This window comes from Micromonospora sp. RTGN7, from assembly GCF_033804645.1.
Classification (GTDB): domain Bacteria; phylum Actinomycetota; class Actinomycetes; order Mycobacteriales; family Micromonosporaceae; genus Micromonospora.
This window is the reverse complement of sequence record NZ_JAPZLF010000002.1, coordinates 309,656-324,978: the sequence shown is the minus strand read 5'-3', so window position 1 is coordinate 324,978 and position 15,323 is coordinate 309,656. Positions and strand designations below refer to the sequence as shown.

The 15,323-nt window shown below is 72.6% G+C and carries 14 protein-coding genes and 1 pseudogene; 11 read left to right on the top strand and 4 right to left on the bottom strand.

Features of this window, described 5'->3' with window-relative positions:
* Positions 1 to 89: 89 nt before the first annotated feature.
* Together SNR22_RS04810 and SNR22_RS04805 are read right to left on the bottom strand one after the other, a co-directional pair.
* Complete coding sequence (locus tag SNR22_RS04810) at positions 90 to 554, bottom strand: DUF1772 domain-containing protein (protein ID WP_320065216.1); 465 nt, start codon at positions 552 to 554, stop codon at positions 90 to 92.
* Positions 551 to 1,408 carry an LLM class flavin-dependent oxidoreductase gene (locus tag SNR22_RS04805; protein ID WP_320065215.1) on the bottom strand — a complete coding sequence of 286 codons (858 nt, stop codon included), beginning with the start codon at positions 1,406 to 1,408 and terminating at the stop codon, positions 551 to 553. The genes SNR22_RS04810 and SNR22_RS04805 overlap by 4 nt, the downstream gene beginning before the upstream one ends.
* Positions 1,409 to 1,590: 182 nt before the next feature.
* Between SNR22_RS04805 and SNR22_RS04800 the strand changes: the two genes are divergently transcribed.
* The 3 genes from SNR22_RS04800 (at position 1,591) to SNR22_RS04790 (ending at position 4,924) form a co-directional block, all read left to right on the top strand.
* Positions 1,591 to 2,727: a nucleotide disphospho-sugar-binding domain-containing protein gene (locus SNR22_RS04800; protein ID WP_320065214.1), complete on the top strand. Its 1,137-nt coding sequence runs from the start codon at positions 1,591 to 1,593 to the stop codon at positions 2,725 to 2,727.
* A 96-nt stretch (positions 2,728 to 2,823) separates the two neighbouring features.
* Positions 2,824 to 4,188, top strand: a complete 1,365-nt coding sequence (locus tag SNR22_RS04795) for a phosphopantetheine-binding protein (RefSeq protein ID WP_320065213.1) — start codon at positions 2,824 to 2,826, stop codon at positions 4,186 to 4,188.
* Positions 4,181 to 4,924: a response regulator transcription factor gene (locus SNR22_RS04790; RefSeq protein WP_320065212.1), complete on the top strand. Its 744-nt coding sequence runs from the start codon at positions 4,181 to 4,183 to the stop codon at positions 4,922 to 4,924. The genes SNR22_RS04795 and SNR22_RS04790 overlap by 8 nt, the downstream gene beginning before the upstream one ends.
* A gap of 27 nt (positions 4,925 to 4,951) precedes the next feature.
* Here SNR22_RS04790 and SNR22_RS04785 read toward each other — a convergent pair whose 3' ends face one another.
* Entirely contained in the window at positions 4,952 to 5,998 is a 1,047-nt protein-coding gene (locus SNR22_RS04785; RefSeq protein ID WP_320065211.1) for a beta-ketoacyl synthase N-terminal-like domain-containing protein, read from the bottom strand.
* Positions 5,995 to 7,293: a beta-ketoacyl-[acyl-carrier-protein] synthase family protein gene (locus SNR22_RS04780; protein ID WP_320065210.1), complete on the bottom strand. Its 1,299-nt coding sequence runs from the start codon at positions 7,291 to 7,293 to the stop codon at positions 5,995 to 5,997. The genes SNR22_RS04785 and SNR22_RS04780 overlap by 4 nt, the downstream gene beginning before the upstream one ends.
* 180 nt (positions 7,294 to 7,473) lie before the next feature.
* Here SNR22_RS04780 and SNR22_RS04775 point away from each other — a divergent pair, with 180 nt between their 5' ends.
* The 8 genes and pseudogenes from SNR22_RS04775 (at position 7,474) to SNR22_RS04740 (ending at position 15,284) form a co-directional block, all read left to right on the top strand.
* Positions 7,474 to 7,797, top strand: coding sequence for a TcmI family type II polyketide cyclase (locus SNR22_RS04775; protein WP_320065209.1), 324 nt, complete (start codon positions 7,474 to 7,476; stop codon positions 7,795 to 7,797).
* Positions 7,794 to 8,249: a cupin domain-containing protein gene (locus SNR22_RS04770; protein WP_320065208.1), complete on the top strand. Its 456-nt coding sequence runs from the start codon at positions 7,794 to 7,796 to the stop codon at positions 8,247 to 8,249. The genes SNR22_RS04775 and SNR22_RS04770 overlap by 4 nt, the downstream gene beginning before the upstream one ends.
* Positions 8,246 to 9,520: a beta-ketoacyl-[acyl-carrier-protein] synthase family protein gene (locus SNR22_RS04765; RefSeq protein ID WP_320065207.1), complete on the top strand. Its 1,275-nt coding sequence runs from the start codon at positions 8,246 to 8,248 to the stop codon at positions 9,518 to 9,520. Before SNR22_RS04770 ends, SNR22_RS04765 begins: the two co-directional genes overlap by 4 nt.
* On the top strand, positions 9,517 to 10,740 hold the full coding sequence (locus SNR22_RS04760; protein WP_320065206.1) for a ketosynthase chain-length factor: 1,224 nt from the start codon (positions 9,517 to 9,519) through the stop codon (positions 10,738 to 10,740). The genes SNR22_RS04765 and SNR22_RS04760 overlap by 4 nt, the downstream gene beginning before the upstream one ends.
* A gap of 16 nt (positions 10,741 to 10,756) precedes the next feature.
* Positions 10,757 to 11,227, top strand: a pseudogene (locus SNR22_RS04755) (SRPBCC family protein); the annotation flags it as partial.
* Positions 11,227 to 12,855, top strand: coding sequence for an FAD-dependent monooxygenase (locus SNR22_RS04750; protein WP_320065204.1), 1,629 nt, complete (start codon positions 11,227 to 11,229; stop codon positions 12,853 to 12,855). The pseudogene SNR22_RS04755 and the gene SNR22_RS04750, both read left to right, overlap by 1 nt.
* Positions 12,852 to 13,583: a hypothetical protein gene (locus SNR22_RS04745; RefSeq protein ID WP_320065203.1), complete on the top strand. Its 732-nt coding sequence runs from the start codon at positions 12,852 to 12,854 to the stop codon at positions 13,581 to 13,583. The genes SNR22_RS04750 and SNR22_RS04745 overlap by 4 nt, the downstream gene beginning before the upstream one ends.
* 186 nt (positions 13,584 to 13,769) lie before the next feature.
* A complete protein-coding gene (locus SNR22_RS04740; RefSeq protein ID WP_320065202.1) occupies positions 13,770 to 15,284 on the top strand; it encodes a hypothetical protein in 1,515 nt (504 codons plus the stop codon).
* The last annotated feature ends 39 nt before the right edge of the window (positions 15,285 to 15,323 follow it).

Here is a 15,323-nt window from a genome sequence, read left to right as displayed (position 1 = left end):
AAGATTGAACGTTCAAGATCGGTGTATGTCGATTAGATGAATCTTCCACCAATCGCAAGAAGTCCATTCTTCTTGAGTGGCAGATCAAATCAACCCATCAGGGTGACGGCGACGCTCGCCGACACCAACGCGACCAGCGCCAGCGCCGTCCGCAACAGATGCCAGCGCCGCCACGTCGGCCGCGGATCGGACCAATCCACCGGAATCGCGGCCGGATCAATCCGGTGCACCCGGCGGTTGATCGGCACGTTGCGGAAGTGCGACACCACCGAGACGCCGAGCAGCGCCACCGCCACGACCACCAGCAGGGTGCGGGCGGCCCCGGCGGGGGCCACGACGGCCAGCCAGACGCTGAGCAGCGTGCTGCTCAGCACGATCACCGGCATCGTCGGGTCCCAGTTGCGGCCCAGCAGGGTGTGGGTGGCGACGTACCGCCCCGGCGACATCGTCGCGAGCGCCGGCACCGTGCTCAGCGCCACCCCGAACAACACGCCGGCCACGGTGCCGCTGCCGACCAGCACCAGGACCGAGAGCACCCGCGACAGCGCGCTCACGGCAGTACCACCCGGGCAATCTCCTCGACCTGCCCCGGCTCCCCGACGCACGGGAACAGGATCAGCTCGTCGCAGCCCACCGCGCGGTATCCGTCGACGAACTCCCGCAGTTGGTCGGCCTCGGTGATCAGGCCCTTGACCGCGATCTCGGCCTTCCAGCCGAGAAAGCCGTAGTACTCCAGCAGGAACCGCTCGGCACGTTGGGACGCGTCGCCGCCCAACGCCACGTTCGCGATCGCCACCAACCGCGGCCGGTCCGTCCGGCCCGCATCCCGCCAGGCCTGTCGCGCCCGGTCCGCCAGGTCGCCGTAGCTCGATGCCGAACTACCTCCGGCGATCCAGCCTGAGGCGAACCGGGCGGCCCGCCGCATCGCCTGCGGCGTGTGCCCGCCGACCAGCAGGGGCGGGCCCCCGTCGCGGCGGCTGGGTCCCGGATTGAGCGGGTCCGGCCCGCCGGCCCACGTCCGCCGCAGGTCATCCAGCAGGTCATCCAGGCGACGACCCCGGTTCTCGTACGGCGTGTCGCAGGCCTCGAAGTCGTCCGGCCGCCCGCCCGCCGCCACGCCGACCACCAGCCGCCCGCCGCTGAGCCGGTCGATGCTGGACAGTTGCTTGGCCAGCACGGACCGATCCGAGCGGTAGGCGGCGATCAGGATGGTGGTGGTCAGCCGGATCCGGCGGGTGGCGCCCGCCGCCGCGGCGAGCGTGACCAGCGGCTCGTAGCCGTCGTACATCAGGCGGTCGAGCACGCCGAGCGAGGCGAAACCCCGCTCCTCCGCCCGGACCGCCGAGGCGAGCAGGTCCTCGCCGGGCAGCCCGGGAATCATCGTCGGCAGGCCGATGCCAAGATCCATGTCTGCACCCTCAGTCGGCGGAAGCTGTCGGCGTCCACCAGAGCGCAGCGCGCTGGTCGTTCGCTTGCGGAACGCCGGGGCCGGCCCGCGCCCCGGGTTCGCCGGCTCGAATCCGGCTCGAGTCCGGCCGTCGTTGAGCGGTCGTGGAGCCACCGGTCAGCCGGTGCTGGTCCAGTGACCCGATGCGGATTCTCTTCACCTGCTGGGCCTGGCCCTCCCACCTGTACGCCATGGTCCCGGTCGCCTGGGCCTGTCGGGCCGCCGGGCACGAGGTCCTTGTCGCCAGCCAGCCGGCGCTTAGCGACACGATCACCCGTACCGGCCTGCCCGCCGCCGTGGTGGGCCGCGACGTGGACGCCGAACAGGTCTTTCGGGACGTTGTCTTCACCCCGCCCGGCGCCGACGGCGGCGGCCCCCGGGTACTGAACCTGCTCTCCCAGCTCGCCGAGACGATGACCGGTGACCTGGCCGACCTCGCCCACCGCTGGGGCGCCGACCTGGTGGTCAGCGACCCGACCGCCTTCGCCGGGCCGCTCGCCGCCGCCGTGGCCGGGATCCCGGCGGTTCGCCACCTCTACGGCACCGACCTGATGAGCGCAGCCGGCCGGTTCCTGCCCGGCGTGCTCGCACCGCTGGCCGAGCGGCACGGCGTCGGACCGGTCGACGCCTTCGGGGTGGCCACCATCGACCCGTACCCAGCCGGTCTCCAGGTGCCGGTGGCGTCACGCCGGCTGCCGGTACGCCCGCTGCCGTTCAACGGCCCCGGCGCGCTGCCGCCCACGCTGCCGCAGCCGGCCGGACGGGCCCGGGTCTGCGTCACCTGGGGCACCACCCCTGGCCGGCTCGACCCCTCGCTCTTCCTCGCCGGCGACGTGGTCCGGGCGCTGCACGGCACCGGCATCGACCTGGTGGTGGCGGTCGCGCCGGAGCAGCGCGCCCTGCTCGGCACCGTCCCGGACGACGTGACCGTGCTCTCCTCGCCCCTGCACCTGCTGTTGCCCGAGTGCGACGCGGTGATCGGGCACGGCGGCGCCGGCACGCTGCTCACCGCCGTCACCCACGGTCTGCCCCAGCTGCTCGTGCCCCGGCTACCGGACCACGTCCGGCACGCCGACCGGGTCGCCGCGGCGGGCGCCGGGGTGGTGGTGCCCGCCCCGCTGGTCGAGCCGGCCGCGCTGGTGGCCGGGCTGACCGCCCTGCTCGACGACCCGGCGTACCGGGCCGCCGCGGTCCGGCTGCGCGACGAGGCAGCCAGCCAGCCCACCCCGGCGCGGCTGGTGGACGACCTGGCCGCACTACTCGCCCCGGCGCGGGGCTGACCGGCCCGGTTCGACCGGCCTGCGAGCCGCGCTCCAATCGGCACGGTGAAGGTCTTGAGGCACCGACCGAGACCCGACGACGCGCCGGGAGCGACCATGAAGAGCACCCCGCAGTTCGACCACGACACCTTCGCCCGCCGGCATCGGGGCGGCATGCTGCTCGAACGCCACGGCATCGACCTCTACCTGCACCCGTTCCTCGGGTTCACCCTGGCGCCCGGGCTGCGGACCGAGGCGATCAACACCGACGAGGAGAGCTTCCGCCTCTCCGACTCGCCGTTCGGCACCGTCGACTCCGAGCGGTGGCTGGCGGCCGGCGGTGGTGGCATTCTGCTCGGCAACTCGGTGGCGTTCTCGCTGGCGGCGAGCAACGATTCGACGACGATGGCCTCTCAACTGGCCCACCTGACCGGCACCCGGCAGCTCAACCTCGGGCTCTGCGCGGCGGTGTCGCTGCAGGAACTGGTGGTCGCGGTGCCGTTCCTGCACGCCGCGTCGACCATCACGGTCGTCGGCGGCGGACCGGACTTCGTCAACCTGATCGGCTCGCTCAGCCCGGCCGGCCGGTTCGGCACCGTGTCGTACGAGCGCACCTTCGACGAGCTCACCCACGTCCCGATGTTCGACCTGGCCACCCTGGCCGCCGGCAAGCCGGTGCCCGACCTGGAGCAGCAGCGCCGGCCCCGGCGCACCGAGCCGGCCTTCGACCTCGCCGAGGTGGGGTCCCGGACGGCGGTCGCGGCGCAACGGCGGCTGCGAGACCTGGCCGTGCTCGCCCGGGCGGCCCGTGACGACGCGCGCATCGTGTTCTGCCTCCAGCCGCTCGCCTCCACCCGGACCCGCCGGGTCACCCCCGAGGAGCAGGCCCGGTACGACTTCTCCGCGCCGGTCTTCGGAATGCTGCACAGCGCGGTCGAGGAGCACTGGGACGCGTACGCGGAACTGTTCGCCAAGGGCTGCGCCGAGCTGGGCGTGACCTTCGTCAACCTGGCCGCCGACCGCTTCGAGGGCGACTCGTTCGCCGACACCGTCCACTTCACCGACCACGGCAACCGGCAGGCGGCCGAGCTGATCCGGCAGGCCCTCGACAGCACGCCACCGGTGCGCGACGGCAGCCCGGTCACCCTGCCGGCTGCTGTGACGCCGGTACCGGCCGGGACGGCCACCGGCGTCGCCGAGGCGGCTCCGGTGGCCGCGGGCGGCGACGAGGAGCAGTGGCTCGACCAACTGGTGGAAATCGTCACCGAGTCGCTGGAGATCGAGCCCGGCGAGCTGACCCGCACCGGCAGCTTCGTCAACGACTACGGGGCGGACTCCATGCTGGTGATCGACATCCTGGCTCGGGTGGAGCAGGACATGGATGTGCGCATCCCGGACGCGGCGCTGGCCGAGATGACCGATCTCGAAGCGGTGATCGGCCTGGTGAAGCTGCACGGCGGGACGGCCGGGGTGGATGCCTGAGCCACCGGCGCCGGTCGGGCGGGTCGTGCTGGCCGGCGGCTGGCCGGCCGGGGACGTCGCGGCGCTGGCGGCGGCGGTCGTCGTGGTGGACGCCGCCGAGGCGCGTACGTCACCGATCGACTGGCTGCTGGCCGCCCCGGGACCGGACGGCGCCGGCCCGGTGCTGGCCCTCGCCACCGGCCTCCGCGCCCGCTCCCCCGCACTGCGGGTCGCCGTGGTCGACCCGGGTAAGCACTGGCCGGCCGGGACCGGCTGCGACGTGTACGTCGCCGGTCGGGTCCGGCCGGGCGAGCTGATCGCCGCGCTCCGGCTCGGCGACCGGGGCTTCCGGATCTGCCAGCCCTCGCCCGTGGGCCACGCCACCCGCGGCCAAGCCGACCCGTCGAGTGTCGGGCGGCCGGTGCCGGCCCGGGGCGGCGCGCTGGCGGGGAGGCCCGAGGCGCGAGGGCCGGCCGGGCTCACCGTGCGCGAGGAGCAACTGCTGCGGGCGTTGTGCGCCGGGCTCAGCAACGACCGGATCGCCCGCGAGCTCCGGATCTCCCGCAGCACTGTGGAGTTCCACCTGACCCGGATCTTCAAGAAGCTCGGCGTGACCAGCCGGGCCGAGGCAATCGTCCGGGTCCTGCACGACCGCGCCGCTGGCCCTGTCCTGACCGGCCCCGCCCGGCTGCACGAGGCGGCGGAGAGCGCCACCGGCCCGGTCGGGGACGCCCTCGACCTGCTCGTCCTGCACTGACCGAGGGCCGATCCGCCGGCCACAGCGTCAGGAGTCGCCCGGGCTGGCGGCCGGCGGGCGGACCAGGCAGGCCGCCACCTGCCCGTCGGGGTCGATCGAGGTGACCAGGGTGAGCCCGCCCTCGGGTACGGCCACGGCAGCGGCGACGCCGAAGGCCGAGGACGCCCCCCAGGTGTCGCCGACCACCGACGCCGGGTCGACGATCCGGGCGTCCGGCGCGAGCGCCGCCAGCACCGTGCTCTCCTGCCCGGCGAGCCGGCCGGGGCCCGGGGTGCCGCGGACCACGGTACGGATCTCGGCGGGCGTCACGCCGGCCTGACGCAGCGCCCGCTCGACGGTCCGGGTCAGGGTGGCCCCCGCCTCCGCCTCGGTGGCGAAGTACCCGGCCGTGGTCGCCAGCAGCTCGGCGAGCACCGGCCGGTCGGCGCGGCGCGCCGAGTCCGCGGTCTCCAGCGCGAAGACGCAGGCACCCTCGCCCGCCGCGATGCCGTCGGCCGACCGCCCGGCCGCCGCCTCGATCCGCAGCCGGCGCTCGGTCACCTCCTCGAAGGCGCCGGCGAGCATGATGTCGGCCCGGCCCGCCGCGACCAGGCGCCGGCCGCAGGTCAGCGCGGTCAGTCCGCTGGCCCGGCCGGCCGTCACGGTCACGTTCGGGCCGTGCAGGTCGAACTTCACCGCGGCCTGGCCGCTGGTGTAGTTCATGATCCCCGGCGGCATCCGGTTGTGGTCGACGAAGTACGGCTTGGCGCCGGAGAGCGAGCCCTTCGACACGATCATGTACGAGTCGATGCTGGCCATGGCGCTGCCGAGCACGATGCCGCGCCGGGCCGGCGGCGACGCCGACAGGTCCAGCCCAGCCAGCAGCTTGGTGACCGTTCCCACCGCCAGCACCGAAGAGCGCTCCCGCAGCCGGACCCGCCGGCTGGTGGCGAAAGCCTCGTCGTCCTGTTCGGACACCCGCGCCAGCGCTGCCGGCTCGCCGGGGGTTCGGCCGGCCGGCAGGCCGGCGGTGAAGTCCCCGGTGTCGGTGCCGAGGCAGGACACCACCGCCATCCCCGAAATGACCACGCTCATCGGACCGCTCCTCGAGCCGGGGTCGAGCCCGGCGTCTGCTCGTCGAATCGGCGCAGGACGACCGCGGCGTTGTTGCCGCCGAAGCCCAGCGAGTTGACCATGACGGTGCGCACCTCGGCCGGCCGGGAGGTGTTCGGCACACAGTCGATCACGCAGTCCGGGTCGGCCTCGCGGAAGTTCACCGTGGGCGGCAGGAAGCCGTGCCGCATGGCCAGCATCGCCGCGATGCAGGTGTGCGCGCCGGCCGCGCCCATGGTGTGCCCGATCATCGACTTCAGCCCGACCACCGGCGGCAGCTCCCGCTCACCGAACACGTCGCGCAGCGCCTTGACCTCCATCGGGTCGCTCGCCTTGGTGCCGGTGGCGTGGGCGAAGACCACGTCCAGCTCCGCGGGGTCGACCGCGCTGTCGGCCAGGGCGCCGGCGATGCACTCGGCGACCCGCTGCCCGACCGGCGCGGTCGGGTGGTCGGCGTCGCAGTTGAGCTGGAACCCGAGCACCTCGGCGTGGATGGTGGCGCCCCGGCGGCGGGCGTGCGCGAGGCTCTCCAGCACCACCACCGCCGCGCCCTCGCCCCACATCGTGCCGTCCCGGTCCCGGTCGAACGGCCGGCAGCGCTCCTGCGCCATCGCCCCCATCCGGAAGAAGCCGGAGAAGGCCATCCGGTTGACCGCGTCCGCACCGCCGCAGAGCGCGAAGTCGGCCTCGCCGGCCCGGATCGCGTCCAGGCCGTAGGCGACCGCGTAGTTGCCCGCCGCACAGGCGGTCGGGATGGTCAGCGTCTCGACGTCGCGCAGGTCCAGCTCGGCGGCGGCAGTCGCGGCGAGGCGGCCGGGCGACAGCAGCCGCGCCGTCTCCCCGGACAGCCGCACCGACTCGGCCCGCAGCTCGGCCTCGGCCACCCCGTCGAGCTCCAACGACTCGCCGCAGGTGGTGCCGATGGCGATCAGCCCGGTCTCGGCACGGGCCTGCGCCAGCACGAAGCCGGCGTCGTCCATCGCCATCCGGGCGGCGGCCGCGGCGAGCCCGGCGACCCGACCGGTCTCCTTCGGCTCGACCCGCTCCAGCACGGCACCGGGCTCGAAGTCGAGGACCTCGCAGGCCTGGTAATACGGGAAGCCACTGGCGTCCCACCGGCTGATCGGCTTGGCCCCACAGCGGCCCTCCCGCAGGCCGGCGAGGAAGCCGTCCCGCCCGGACCCGATGCTCGAGACGACGCCGAAGCCGGTGACGACGACGCGCTGTTGCTCGTCCCGCCCGGACGGGTTCCGCCGGGCCTGGTCAGTATTCGACAAAGCGGCCTCCGGAATAGGAGTGAGCGACCACCAGTGCCACTATCGGCGGCCCGCGCGACCGGTGCCACTAGGGCTATCCCGAGTTCGCCGGCGACCGGTTGCGCGTCGAGCGGCCTTCGACCGGGCGGATATCCGGGGCCCACATCATGTGCCGCGTACCCGACCGAGAGGGGCCCCGAAGTGCATCGCACGCTGATCGTCGCCCGGATGGCGCCGGAGAGAGCAGACGACGTCGCCGAGATATTCGCCAAGTCAGACGCCAGTGATCTGCCGCGGATGATCGGTGTCTCGCGTCGCACCCTCTTCCGTTTCCACGAGCTGTACTTCCACCTCGTCGAGGCCGACGAGAACATCTCGCCCCGCCTCTACCAAGCTCGTTCGCACCCGCTGTACGGGCAGATCAACGAGGAGCTGTCGCACCACATCCGGCCGTACGACCCGAACTGGAAAGAGCCGAAGGACGCGATGGCCAGCCCCTTCTACGTGTGGGAGGCAGACAAGTGAGCGAGACCGTGAAAGCACCCGCCACCGCACCTGTGGTCGCCGCCGCCGAGGTGGCGGCGAACCGGCGGCGCGGCGGTGACATCCGGGTCGTGCTCAGCCCGAAGACCGTCGGGTCGACCTCCGGGTTCATGGGCACCCTGACGTTGCGGCCCGGCGAGTACGTCACCGAGCACTACCACCCTTACTCGGAGGAGTTCGTCTTCGTCGTCGAGGGCACCCTCGTCGCGCGCGTCGAGGAGGTCGGCGTCTTCGAGGTCTCCGCCGGGGCGGGCTTCATGGTGCCCATCGGCGCCCGGCACCGGGTGTGGAACGACAGTGACACCGAGGTGCGGGCCGTGTTCCACCTGGCGCCGCTGGCGCCACGCCCGGAGCTGGGCCACGTCGACACCGAGCAGCTGCCGGCCGGCGGGGAGGGCATGAGCCAGCCCGACGTGGGAGCACCCCGCCGATGACCGGACAGCGGCGGGTGGTGGTGACCGGCATCGGCGTCGTCGCGCCGGGCGGCATCGGCACCAAGGCCTACTGGGAGCTACTCACCGCCGGGCGGACCGCCACCCGGCGGATCACGCTCTTCGACGCCACGAACTTCCGGTCCCGGATCGCCGCCGAGTGTGACTTCGACCCGGCGGTGCAAGGGCTCAGCCCACAGGAGACCCGCCGGATGGACCGCGCGGCGCAGTTCGCCGTCGTCTCGGCGCGCGAGGCGCTGGTCGACAGCGGGCTGGAGCCCGGCGACGTGCCGCCGGAGCGGATCGGGGTCAGCATCGGCAGCGCGGTCGGCGGCACCACCGGCCTCGAGGAGGAGTACGTGGTGGTCAGCGACGCCGGCAAACGCTGGCACGTCGACCCCGCGTACGCGGTGCCGCAGCTCTACGGCTACATGGTGCCGAGCACGATGGCGGCCGAGGTGGCCTGGGCGGCGGGCGCCGAGGGGCCGGTGGGGCTGATCTCCACCGGCTGCACGGCCGGGCTGGACGCGGTCGGTAACGGCAGCAACCTGATCTGGTCGGGCCGGGCCGACGTGGTGGTGGCCGGTGCCACCGACGCGCCGATCTCACCGATCACCTCGGCCTGCTTCGACGCGATCAAGGCGACCTCGCCGGACAACGACGATCCAGCGCACGCCTCGCGTCCGTTCGACGCGCAGCGGCGCGGCTTCGTGCTCGGCGAGGGCGCGGCGGTGATGGTGCTGGAGGAGCGCGAGGCGGCCCGGCGCCGTGGCGCGCACATCTACGCCGAGATCGCCGGGTACGCCAGCCGCAGCAACGCGTACCACATGACCGGCCTGAAGCCGGACGGCCGGGAGATGGCCGAGGCGATCCGGCAGGCGATGGACGCCGCCCGGGTCGACCCGGGCGACATCGACTACGTCAACGCGCACGGCTCGGGCACCCGGCAGAACGACCGGCACGAGACGGCGGCGCTGAAGCGGGCGCTGCGGGACCGGGCCTACCAGATCCCGGTCAGCTCGATCAAGTCGATGATCGGGCACTCGCTGGGCGCCATCGGCTCGATCGAGGTGGCGGCCTGCGCGCTGGCGATCGAGCACCAGATCGTCCCCCCGACGGCGAATTTGCACCACCGGGATCCCGAGTGCGACCTCGACTACGTGCCGCTGACCGCGCGGGAGCACCGCGTCGACGGGGTGCTGAGCGTGGGCAGCGGGTTCGGTGGATTCCAGACGGCCATGGTGATCACCCGGGACCGGGGGGCCGGCTCGTGAGCCGCGCCGCCGTGGTGACCGGCATCGGGATCACCGCCCCCAACGGCCTGGGCACCGAGGCGTACTGGGCCGCGACGCTGGCCGGGCGGAGCGGGCTGGGCACGATCACCCGCTTCGATCCGGCCGGCTACCCGGTACGGGTGGCCGGTGAGGTCTCCGATTTCACCGCCACCGCGCACGTGCCGAACCGGCTGATCCCGCAGACCGACCACTGGACCCACCTGGGGCTGACCGCGGCGGCCTGGGCGCTCGCCGACGCCGACGCCGACGGTGCCGACTACGGCGAGTACGAGAAGGCCGTGGTGACCGCCAGTTCCTCGGGCGGCACCGAGTTCGGCCAGCACGAGATCGAGCGATTGTGGACCAAGGGTCCGTCCTGGGTCGGGGCGTACCAGTCGATCGCCTGGTTCTACGCGGCCACCACCGGGCAGATCTCGATCCGGCACGGGATGCGCGGACCGTGCGGGGTGATCTGCTCGGAGCAGGCCGGGGCGCTGGACGCCGCGGGCCAGGCCCGCCAGCTCATCCAGCAGGGCACCCGACTGGTGGTCACCGGGGGCACCGACGCCTCGCTCTGCCCGTACGGACTGACCGCGCAGCTGAGCACCGGCGCGCTCAGCACCCGCACCGATCCGCGCCGGGCCTACCTGCCGTTCGACGCCGACGCCGCCGGTTACGTGCCGGGTGAGGGCGGGGCGATGCTGGTCGTGGAGGACGCCGAGTCGGCGCGGGCCCGGGCGGTACCGCGGGTCTACGGGGTGATCGCAGGACACGCGGCCACCTTCGACCCGCCGCCGGGCTCCGGCCGGGAGCCGGGCCTGCGCCGGGCGATCGAGCTGGCCCTGGTCGACGCCGGCCGGCGGCCGGACGAGGTCGACGTGGTCTTCGCCGACGCGGTCGGCGTGCCCGAGCGGGACGCCGCCGAGGCGAAGGCCATCCGGGAGGTGTTCGGACCGGCGGGCGTGCCGGTCACCGCACCCAAGACGATGACCGGCCGGCTCTATGCCGGTGGGGCCGCACTGGACCTCGCCACCGCCCTGCTCGCGATCCGCGACCAGGTCGTCCCGCCGACGGTGGGGGTGACCGCACCGGTGGCCGGCTACGACCTGGACCTGGTTCCGGACACACCCCGGGAGGCGCGAATACGGACCGTCCTGGTGGTGGCCCGGGGGCATGGCGGTTTCAACGCGGCGGCCGTCGTCACGGCCGGCCTGGAGTGAGGAGTAGAGCGTCATGGCAGGACACACCGACAACGCGATTGTCATCAACGCGCCGATGCACCTGGTGTGGGAGATGACCAACGACGTGCCGTCGTGGCCACAGCTGTTCAGTGAGTACGCCTCGGCGGACGTGCTGGAACGCGACGGAAACACGGTCACCTTCCGGCTCACCATGCACCCCGACGAGGACGGCACCGTGTGGAGCTGGGTGTCGCAGCGCACCGCCGACCCCGACAGGCGGGAGGTACGCGCGCACCGGATCGAAACCGGGCCGTTCGAGTTCATGAACATCCACTGGACCTACGAGGAGGTCAAGGGGGGCGTGCGGATGCGCTGGGTGCAGGACTTTCACATGAAGCCGCAGGCACCCGCGAACGACGACGTGATGAGCGCGCACCTGAACCGCAACACCTTGATCCAGATGGATCGGATCAAGGGCCTCGTCGAGGCCGCCGCCAACCGGGCCACTACAGAGAAGGTTTCCTGATGTCCGACGAGAACGTGCCCGTACTCGTGGTGGGCGCGGGGCCGGTCGGCCTGTCAGCCGCCCTGTTCCTCGGCCGGCACGGCATCCGGGCCACGGTCGTGGAGAAGCGCTCCGCCACCTCCCGGCTGCCCCGCGCGCCGGGGTTGCAGGCGCGCACGATGGAGCTGTTCCGCGCGGCCGGGATCGGCAAGGAGATCCGGGCGCTGGAGATCGGTGACTCGCACCGGTTCTTCGAGGGCGGCATCCTGCGGGTCAACACCTACTCCGAGATCGACGACGCGGTGGTACTCGAGGCGCCGTCACTGGACGGCCCGGAAATCAGCCCGGAGCGGGTGATGGGCTGCGGCCAGGACCGCTACGAGGTGGTGCTCACCGAGAAGGCGGTGGAGGCCGGCGCGACGGTGGAGTTCGGGCAGCGCCTGGTCGCCGTCGAGCAGGACGACGAGGGCGTCACCGCGACGCTGGAGGACATCGGCACCGGCGCGCTGCGCACCATCCGGGCGCGCTACCTGGTCGGCGCGGACGGGGCGAGCAGCACCGTGCGCGGGCTGCTCGGCGTCGACCGGACCGGCCTGGGCACGGTCTTCAACGCACTGAGCATCTACTTCCGTGCGCCGGAGCTGGAGCGGATCCTCGCCGACCGGCCGTTCATCCTCTGCTACGCGACCGTGGGTGGCACCATGACCGGGCTGTCCCGGCTGCACGGCTGCGACCCGTGGCTGGCCGCGCCGGTCTACCACCCGGACCGGGGTGAGACGCCGGCCGACTTCACCGACGAGCGCTGCGTGGCGATCGTCCGGGAGGCCGCCGGCAAGGCCGACATGCAGGTCGAGGTGATGGACAAGGTGCCGTGGGAGGGCGCGCAGCTGGTCGCCGAGCGGTTCCGGGTCGGCCGGGTCTTCCTGGCCGGCGATGCCGCGCACGTACACCCGCCGGCCGGCGGGTTCGGCGCGAACACCGGCATCCACGACGCGCACAACCTGGCCTGGAAGCTGGCTGCGGTGATGCGCGGCTGGGCCGGCGACGACCTGCTGGACAGCTACCACGCCGAGCGGCACGCGGTAGGCAGCGCGATGGCCGAGCAGGCGATGGTGCGCAACCGAATCCGGCACGGCTACGCCGACGACGCCATCAGGGCGCAGATGGTCGACGACATCATCATCACGCTCGGCTACCGCTACCGCTCCGGGGTGGTGGTCGCCGACGACGCGCCGCCGGTACTGACCGCGCCGCTGACCCTAGCCGGCGAGCCCGGCACCCGGGCACCGCACGTCTGGCTGAGCACCGTGGCCGGGCGGCAGTCGACGATCGACCTGTTCTGGTCGGAGTTCGTGCTGCTGACCACCACCGAGGACACCGGCTGGGCGGAGGCCGCCGGGCGGGCGGCGCGGGCGGCGCGGGTGCCGCTGCGGGTGGTACGGATCGGGCCCGGCGGCGATCACACCGACCCGGACGGCAACTTCACCAAGGCGTACGGGATCTCGGTGCGGGGCGCCGTGCTGGTCCGGCCGGACGCGTTCGTCTCCTGGCGCAGCCCGGAGGGCGCGGACGACCCGGACCGGGTGCTGGCCGACGTGCTGGGCGCGGTGAGCGGGAACGGGCCGGTGGCGGCGGTGTCGTCGTCGTGACCACCGTGCGGCAGGCGTCCCCGGGCCGGACGGTCCCGGCGGCGCCCGCCGGGCGGGAGCCGGTCCGGCCCGCGCTGGAGCGGGTCGCCGCCCCGGTGCTGGACCGGGTCCGCGCCCACCCGTTCTGGCGGGGGCTGCGGGCGGGGACGCTGCCCGCGCCGGTGCTGTGGCACTTCGCCGAGCAGGACGCCCGCTTTCTGGTGCCGGCGTACGCCCGGGCACTGTCCCGGTGCGCCGCACTGGCCCCGCGGGACGCGCACGGGGAACTGCTGTCGGCGGCGGCCACCGCCACCTTCGGCTCGCTGCCTCGGCTGCGAGAGGAGCTGGCGCTGCTGGCCACGGCCGTCGGCGGGGCCCCGGCCGCGCCGGCGACGACGCCGGACCCGGTCGTGCACGCGTACGCGTCGTTCCTGCTGGCCGCGCCAGCGACGTCGTTCGCCGGCGCGGTGGGTGCCCTGCTGCCGATGTCCTGGTTCCACTTGGCGATCTCCGAGGAGCTGCGCCGGCACCCGGCTGGCGGTCCACGGTATGCCCGCTGGGTCGCGCAGTTCCGGGCCCATGACGGCTTTGCCGACTATCTGTCGGGCTTCGTCGGCCTCGTCGAGGCGGTCGCGGCGGGGTGCGTACCGGCGGAACGGACCCACCTTCTCGAGCTGTTCTCGACTGGTGCTGACTATGAGTTATCTTTCGCTGACTCAGCGTGGCAACTCGACCACTGGCCCGACTGAACCCGTTCTCCAAGATCGATTGTCGAGCGTCGAACCAGAGCACCGCATCACGCTCTGCAACAGCCGACCACCACCGGGCGGGACCGCCCGGACGGTACGTCCCTTCTTGGAGAAACCATGACCGAACTGTCACACCGTTCCCGATCAGGCCTACGGGCCCTGGCTCGCATCGGAGGTCGGATCCTCATGGCAACCGTCACCGGCGTCGCCACCCTCGCCATGGGGGCGACGGCGGCCGAGGCGACGACGAGCGGAACCGCGTACTACGTGGACTGCGTCGGCGGCAACGACGCCGCGTCCGGTACCGCGCCGAACAGGGCATGGAAGTCGCTGAACCGGGTCAACCAGGTGACCTACCGGCCGGGCGACTCGATCTCGCTGCGGCGCGGCACCACCTGCACCGGGGTGCTCCAGCCGAAGGGCTCGGGCACCCCCGGATCGCCGATCAAGCTCGGCGCGTACGGCAGCGGCGCCCGACCGAAGATCGTCGGCACCGGTGGTCGGGCCACAGTGCTGCTGCGCAACGTGCAGGGCTGGCAGATCCGGGACCTGGAGATCACCAACCCGGGCCCGGCCGACGGCACCCCCCGGGTCGGCATCTACGTGCAGCTGGAGAACTACGGGATCGGCCGCTCCTACCTGATCGAGAACGTGTACGTACACGACGTGCCCGGCTGCGACTGCCTCGATCCGACCCTGGAGAACAGCGGTGGCATCCTGTTCGAGGCGCTGGGCACCACCACGCCGACCGGCTTCGACGGCATCAAGGTGCTGTGCAACCAGGTCTCCGGGGTGGACAACATCGGCATCGGCACGCTGTCGCTGTGGTCGAGGCGAGACCTCTACCCCGGTGGCCAGAACAGCTTCGTCCCGATCACCAACGTCCGGGTCGCCGGCAACCAACTGTCCAACCTGGGCGGTGACGGCATCCTGCTGATGAACACCATCGACGGCCTGACCGAGGACAACAAGGTAGCCGGCTTCGGGCTACGCGCCACCCAGTCGCACGCCGCAGTGCTGGCCTACAACTCGGACCGCACCATCATGCAGCGCAACGAGATCACCGGCGGCGCCGCGTTCCCACCGTCGTTCTCCTTCAGCGTCGACGCCGCCACGAAGGACATCGTCTACCAGTACAACTACAGCCACGACAACAACGGGCCGTTCGTGCTCTACTGCGCGCCCACCGGCACATTTTCCGACGGCGCGATCATCCGCTACAACATCAGCGAGAACGACAAGGACGTCGACCTGGGTGGCTTCATCATTCCGGTGATCGCGGCCGGCTGCGACAACGCGGTGACCAACTCAAAGTTCTACAACAACACGGTGCACGCCCCGAACGCGGCGAACATGGTCGGCACCCTGCCGCCGTTCACCTCGATCGCCTTCACCAACAACATCTTCGCCGGCCGGGCCGAGGGCTCGACCATCCAGGATCCCGCTGGCGTCTACTCGCACAACCTGTACCACAACATCGGTCCGAACACGGTCAGCGACAACGGTGCCGTCGTCGCCGACCCGCGCTTCGTCAACCCACCGGGGCCGCAGCCGGCCGGCCTGCGGCTCCGGTGCGACTCGCCCGCCATCGACACAGGCACGCCGATCGCGAACAACGGCGGCCGGGACTACTTCGGCAACCCCGTCTCCGCCACCGCCAACCCGAACATCGGTGCCTACGAAGGGCCGTGCGTCTCCTGAACACGGCCACCACGGGCAGCCCCGCGCGGCATCCACCGC

Coding starts and splice junctions, on each gene's coding strand:
- SNR22_RS04805 (WP_320065215.1), bottom strand. CDS start 1,408: ATGGATCTTGGCATCGGCCTGCCGACGATGATTCCCGGGCTGCCCGGC.
- SNR22_RS04800 (WP_320065214.1), top strand. CDS start 1,591: ATGCGGATTCTCTTCACCTGCTGGGCCTGGCCCTCCCACCTGTACGCC.
- SNR22_RS04795 (WP_320065213.1), top strand. CDS start 2,824: ATGAAGAGCACCCCGCAGTTCGACCACGACACCTTCGCCCGCCGGCAT.
- SNR22_RS04790 (WP_320065212.1), top strand. CDS start 4,181: ATGCCTGAGCCACCGGCGCCGGTCGGGCGGGTCGTGCTGGCCGGCGGC.
- SNR22_RS04785 (WP_320065211.1), bottom strand. CDS start 5,998: ATGAGCGTGGTCATTTCGGGGATGGCGGTGGTGTCCTGCCTCGGCACC.
- SNR22_RS04765 (WP_320065207.1), top strand. CDS start 8,246: ATGACCGGACAGCGGCGGGTGGTGGTGACCGGCATCGGCGTCGTCGCG.
- SNR22_RS04750 (WP_320065204.1), top strand. CDS start 11,227: ATGTCCGACGAGAACGTGCCCGTACTCGTGGTGGGCGCGGGGCCGGTC.
- SNR22_RS04740 (WP_320065202.1), top strand. CDS start 13,770: ATGGCAACCGTCACCGGCGTCGCCACCCTCGCCATGGGGGCGACGGCG.